This window comes from Actinomadura napierensis (assembly GCF_039529375.1).
Taxonomy (GTDB): domain Bacteria; phylum Actinomycetota; class Actinomycetes; order Streptosporangiales; family Streptosporangiaceae; genus Spirillospora; species Spirillospora napierensis.
Window position 1 is genome coordinate 1 of record NZ_BAAAMR010000147.1, and the last position, 5537, is coordinate 5537.

Annotated in this window: 6 protein-coding genes and 1 pseudogene; 5 read left to right on the forward strand and 2 right to left on the reverse strand. The window is 72.3% G+C overall.

The features are described 5' to 3' along the window. The 3 genes and pseudogenes from ABD296_RS44240 to ABD296_RS44250 form a co-directional block, all read left to right on the forward strand. A pseudogene (locus ABD296_RS44240) lies at nucleotides 1–440 on the forward strand (DEDD exonuclease domain-containing protein); the annotation flags it as partial. A 40-nt stretch (nucleotides 441–480) separates the two neighbouring features. After that, nucleotides 481–1230 carry a rhomboid family intramembrane serine protease gene (locus tag ABD296_RS44245; protein WP_344282678.1) on the forward strand — a complete coding sequence of 250 codons (750 nt, stop codon included), beginning with the start codon at nucleotides 481–483 and terminating at the stop codon, nucleotides 1228–1230. A 43-nt stretch (nucleotides 1231–1273) separates the two neighbouring features. Continuing rightward, the gene (locus tag ABD296_RS44250) at nucleotides 1274–1561 is read left to right on the forward strand and encodes an Lrp/AsnC family transcriptional regulator (protein WP_151593712.1); all 288 of its coding nucleotides are present in this window, start codon (nucleotides 1274–1276) and stop codon (nucleotides 1559–1561) included. Between the two features lie 97 nt (nucleotides 1562–1658). On the opposite strand, the gene ABD296_RS44255 is transcribed toward ABD296_RS44250, so the two are convergent. Continuing rightward, nucleotides 1659–2351, reverse strand: coding sequence for a PDC sensor domain-containing protein (locus tag ABD296_RS44255; RefSeq protein ID WP_344282683.1), 693 nt, complete (start codon nucleotides 2349–2351; stop codon nucleotides 1659–1661). Nucleotides 2352–2366: 15 nt separating this feature from the next. Then, a complete protein-coding gene (locus tag ABD296_RS44260) occupies nucleotides 2367–3092 on the reverse strand; it encodes a FadR/GntR family transcriptional regulator (RefSeq protein ID WP_344282686.1) in 726 nt (241 codons plus the stop codon). Nucleotides 3093–3172: 80 nt separating this feature from the next. On the opposite strand from ABD296_RS44260, the gene ABD296_RS44265 reads away from it, so the two are divergent. Continuing rightward, entirely contained in the window at nucleotides 3173–4258 is a 1086-nt protein-coding gene (locus ABD296_RS44265; protein ID WP_344282689.1) for an ABC transporter ATP-binding protein, read from the forward strand. 13 nt (nucleotides 4259–4271) lie between these two features. Further along, the gene (locus ABD296_RS44270) at nucleotides 4272–5480 is read left to right on the forward strand and encodes an ABC transporter substrate-binding protein (RefSeq protein WP_344282692.1); all 1209 of its coding nucleotides are present in this window, start codon (nucleotides 4272–4274) and stop codon (nucleotides 5478–5480) included. Nucleotides 5481–5537: the final 57 nt, after the last annotated feature.

Sequence of the window (5537 nt, forward strand, 5' to 3'; positions counted from 1 at the left end):
CGTTCGTCCGCGCCGCCGCCCGCGGCGAGCGCCTCGCCGCGCTCGCCCGGCTGCCCGAGCTCGTCGCCGCCCGGCCCGGCTTCGACGGCGGCTGGGAGCTGTCGGTCGTCCGGTACGGGCGGCTCGCCGCGGCCGGGACCGTCCCGCCGCGCGCCCACCCCCGCCCCTACGTCGACGCCCTCCTCGCCACCGCCGAGACCGTCTTCCCGCCGTCCGGCGGCGCCCCCGGCGGCGTGCCGCTCGGCGCGCCGCCGTCCTCCGGCGCCACCGCCGAGGAGATGGAGTGCGTGCTGCGCTGGCTCGCCCTGCCGGGCGTCCGCCTGGTCGAGGTCGAGGGCGCCTGGACGTGCCCCGCGCACGGCGCCGAGGGCCTGCGCGCCTGGATCGACAACGCGTACGCGAGCCACGATCCGGATCGTGCGGGTCGCCCACTAAGGTGACCGTGGACAGCCGGTACCCGGAGAGGACGAACGACCCCGCATGGCCCTGCCTCTCTACGACAGCCAGCCCGCCCGTCGCGTCCCGTGGATGACGTACCTGCTGATCGCGGTGAACGTCGTGGTGTTCCTGCTGACCCCGATGTCCAACTTCGCCACCTGGTACGGCAAGGGCGCCGTCCGCGACTGCAAGGCGGCCGAGTTCACCTACCGGTACGGCGCCGTCCCCAAGGAGCTCACCACCGGCGACCGGCAGCCGCTGCCCACCGAGGTCACCAACCGCTGCGGGCCCGGCGGCTACCGCAAGGCCCCGTGGACCTCCGCGTTCACCTCGATGTTCCTGCACTCGGGCCCGATGCACCTGCTCGGCAACCTGGTCTTCCTGTTCGTCGTCGGCATGGGCGTCGAGGACCGGCTCGGACGATGGCGCTTCCTGCTCAGCTACCTGGCGTTCGGGCTCGTCGCCGTCTACGGCTTCGCCTGGACCTCGCCCGACTCCACGGTGCCGCTCATCGGCGCGTCCGGCGCCATCGCCGGGGTGATGGGCGCCTACGTGATCCTCAACCCGCGCGGCCGCGTCGTCAGCTACGTCCCGCCGATCATCGTGCTGCGGCTGCCCGTCTGGGTGGTGCTCGGCTACTGGTTCATCCTGCAGTGGCTCTCGCTCGGCGACGAGGAGAGCAGCGTCGCCTACACCGCGCACATCTACGGCTTCTGCGCCGGCGTGCTGTTCGCGGTGCTGGCCCGCCGCGCCGGCCAGGGCCGCCGCCTCGCCGCGCTGAGCCGGACCTGACCCCCGATAGAGTCGGGACGTCCGAACTCAGGGGAGGGGTCCTGTGGTCACAGCGATCGTGTTCGTCAAGGCCGACGTCGCGCGCATCCACGAGGTGGCCGAGACGATCGCCGCGCTGGACGGCGTCAGCGAGGTCTACTCGGTCACCGGCGAGCACGACCTGATGGCGATGGTCCGCGTCCGCCGCCACGACGAGCTCAACGACGTGATCCCCGGCCGGGTCAACAAGGTCCCCGGCGTCCTCGGCACCGAGACCCATATCGCCTTCCGCACCTACTCCAAACACGACCTCGACGCCGCCTTCGCCCTCGGCCTCCCGGACGCCGACTAAAAGGCGCCCTCCGCTCCGCTGGCGCTCCGCTGCGTGCGCCGCAGCGAGCGCCTCGCCCGGCACGGTGTTGCTCCGTTGGTGGCGCCTCCGCCATGGATTACGCGGCGGTGATGAGGCTCAGGGAGAGGTCGCCGCAGGGGTGGGCGGTGTGGCCGGGGCGGTCGCGGTAGACGGTGCCCGGCGTCCACGTGGCGGTGTTGGACGCCATGACGCGGCCCGGGGCGTTCACCACGAAGGCGGGCGCGGGGATCTCGCGCAGCACCGGGACGATCTCGTGCTCGAAGGTGCGGGCGAACACGTCGGCGGCGGCGACGCCGGCGAACGCGCCGCCGACGCGGACCGGGACCGAGAGGGTGAGGACGTACTCGTCGCTGCACAGGTAGTCGACGTAGGGGCCGCACACGGTCTTCTCCGCGCCCGCCTCGGGGCCGGTGAACCAGTCCCAGGCGGTGTAGTCGTACAGCGCGCTGCTCTCGGGGTTCAGGTCGCGCAGCAGCTGGGACGGGCCGGTGGGGCCGGCCTGCCACCACTCCAGGTACCAGGCGGCGTCGGTGAGCAGCCGCGGCGCGGCGATGAAGCCGAGGCCGCTCACCAGCGGGCCGAGCCGGGGGAGCAGCAGCGGGCGCAGCGCGGCGAGGTCGGCGCGGACCGGCGCGCGCCCGGCGTCGCGGACCGCCCGCAGCAGCCGCGCCGACGCGTCGCGCACCTCGGCGACCGTGCCGAAGACGCCGTCCAGGGTCGCGTGCACACGCGCCGCCGCAGCGCCGGCGGACGGTGGCTCGGGGAGCATGAATCCACCTCGTGATCAGAGGGCGAGCCGTCGGTCAATCAGACGTTCTACCGCATTCGCGACGTGACTTTCAGCGACATCGCGGGCCCGGTCCTCATCGCCCTGCTCGATGGCGTCGACGAGCCGGGCGTGCTGGGCGTGCACGGTCCGGCGGGCGCCCGGCTCGCCGTGCACCGCCCAGATGAGCGGCCCGATGTCGGCCTGCAGCCGGATCTCCTCGCGGGTGAGCCGGACGGACTGGGACGCGGCGGCGATCTCCAGGTGCAGCCGCCCGTCCAGCCGGCACCGGCGCGGGCCGGCGTCCGGGCCGGCCAGCTCGGCCAGGGAGCGGCGCAGCCGGTCGACGTCGCCGGGCAGGGAGCGGCGCGCGGCCAGCCGGGCGGCGGCGCCGGCGATGGCGGCGTAGTGGTCGCCGAGGTCGCGCAGTTCCTCGGCGGACAGCGGGCGGAGCCGCCGGTCGAGGTCGAAGGGGCGGGCGGGGGCGCGTACGAAGCTGCCGCCGCCGCGGCCGCGCCGGGTCTCGATGAGGCCTTGCTGACGCAAGGCCATGAGCGCTTCGCGTAGAGTAACGGTCGATATGCCGAGATGTCCGGCGAGGTCGGTCTCGCTGGGCAGCTGCTCACCGTCGTCGAGGAGGCCGAGCGCGATGGCGTCGCCGATCCGCCGCACGACGGCGGCGACCCGCGCGGTGTTGTCGACGGGGGCGAACACGACGAGGCGCGCGCGGTCCGCACCGTCCATGGGCCCCCTCTCCCGGCGTTGACTCAGTGATACCGGATCGTCACTTGAACTAAAACTTATGACTCCATATGTTTTCGGTCATGCCGGCTTCAGCGGTCAGGATCCGCGATCTGCGCAAGACCTTCGGCGCCGTCGAGGCGGTGGCGGGCGTCGACCTGGACATCGGGGACGGCGAGTTCTTCTCGATGCTCGGGCCGTCGGGGTCGGGGAAGACCACGGTGCTGCGGCTCATCGCCGGCTTCGAGCGCCCCACGTCCGGGACCGTCGAGCTGGCCGGCCGCGACGTGACGGGCCTCGCCCCGTTCGACCGCGACGTCAACACCGTCTTCCAGGACTACGCGCTGTTCCCGCACCTGGACGTGCTCCGCAACGTCGAGTACGGGCTGAAGGTGCGCAAGGTGGGGAAGGCCAAGCGCCGCGAGCGGGCGCTTGAGGCGCTGCACAGCGTCCGCCTCGACGGGTTCGAGGCGCGCCGTCCCGCCGAGCTGTCGGGCGGGCAGCGGCAGCGGGTCGCGCTGGCCCGCGCGCTGGTGAACGAGCCGAAGGTGCTGCTGCTGGACGAGCCGCTCGGCGCCCTCGACCTGAAGCTGCGCGAGGAGATGCAGGTCGAGCTGAAGACGATCCAGCGGCGCGCCGGCATCACCTTCGTGTTCGTCACCCACGACCAGGAGGAGGCGCTGACCCTCAGCGACCGGATCGCGGTCCTGGACGGCGGCCGCGTCCAGCAGGTCGGCACGCCCGCCGAGGTGTACGAGCACCCGGCGACCGAGTTCGTGGCCGGCTTCGTCGGCACCACCAACCGCGTCGGGGACGTGTGCGTGCGGCCGGAGAAGCTGCACGTCCGGATCCTCGGCGGCGACGGCGAGGACGGCACCGCGCTGGGCGGCGAGACGAGCGGGCCGAGCGAGGCGGGCGGGCCGGCGGGGGACCGGCACGCCGAGGGCACGGTCGCCGAGGTCGTCTACGCCGGCGCCGTCACGAGGTTCGTGGTGGACCTGGAGTCGGGCGACCGGGTCGTGGCGCTCCAGCAGAACCTCGCGGCGTCCTCGATGGAGGTGACCCGCCACCGCGGCGCCCGCGTCCGCGTCGGCTGGCAGGAGGCGCACGAGTTCCGGGTCGCCGGCGCCGCACCCAGCACTGAGACCCCCGCGAAAACCCCCAACTAAAGAGGAGTTCCTCATGTGGTCCACGCGCATGGCGCTCGCCGCCGCGGCGGCGCTGGCGATCGGACTGACCGCCGCCGGCTGCGGCGGCGAATCGGGAGACAAGGCGACCGGCGCCGGGCAGGGCGGCTTCCGGGTGCCGGACGTCCCGATGCAGAAGTCGCTCGGCAAGGGCGAGGGCCAGGTCAACCTGGTCGCCTGGGCCGGGTACGCCGAGGACGGCTCCAACGACAAGTCGGTCGACTGGGTCCACCCGTTCGAGAAGCAGACCGGCTGCAAGGTCAACACCAAGATCGCCGGCACGTCCGACGAGATGGTCGCGCTGATGAAGACCGGGCAGTACGACGCGGTGTCGGCGTCCGGTGACGCGTCGCTGCGGCTCATCGCGTCCGGCACCGTCGCGCCGGTCAACACCGCGCTGGTGCCGAACTACGCCGACATCTTCGCCGGCCTGAAGAACAAGCCGTGGAACTCGGTGAACGGCAAGGCCTACGGCATCCCGCACGGCCGCGGCGCCAACCTGCTGATGTGGCGCACCGACAAGGTGAAGCAGGCGCCGGACTCGTGGGGTGCGGTGTTCGACCAGAACTCCCCGTACAAGGGCAAGATCACCGCCTACGACTCGCCGATCTACATCGCGGACGCGGCGCTGTACCTGATGTCGGCCCGCCCCGAGCTCGGCATCAAGAACCCGTACGCGCTCGACCAGAAGCAGTTCGACGCGGCGGTGGCGCTGCTGAAGACGCAGCGCGGCCTGGTCGGCGAGTACTGGTCCGACTACACCAAGGCGGTCCAGTCGTTCAAGAGCGGCGACACGGTGCTCGGCACGACCTGGCAGGTCATCACGAACTACGTGGAGGCGGCGAAGGCGCCGGTGGAGGCGATCGTGCCGAAGGAGGGCTCGACCGGCTGGTCGGACACCTGGATGGTGGGCGCGAAGGCCCAGCACCCGGACTGCGCCTACCAGTGGATGAACTACATCGTGTCGCCGAAGGCGAACGCGCAGGTCGCCGAGTGGTTCGGTGAGGCCCCGGCGAACGCCAAGGCCTGCCAGGAGACGTCGGACAAGAAGTTCTGCGACACCTTCCACGCCACCGACGAGAACTACTTCTCCAAGATCCGCTTCTGGACGACCCCGATCGCGCAGTGCCTCGACGGCCGCAAGGACGTCAAGTGCGTCGACTACTCCAAGTGGACGCAGGCATGGACGGCGATCAAGGGATGACCGCGTCCCCGGCGGCGTCCACCGCCGGCGAGGCAGACGGCCCGCACGCGCCGCGTC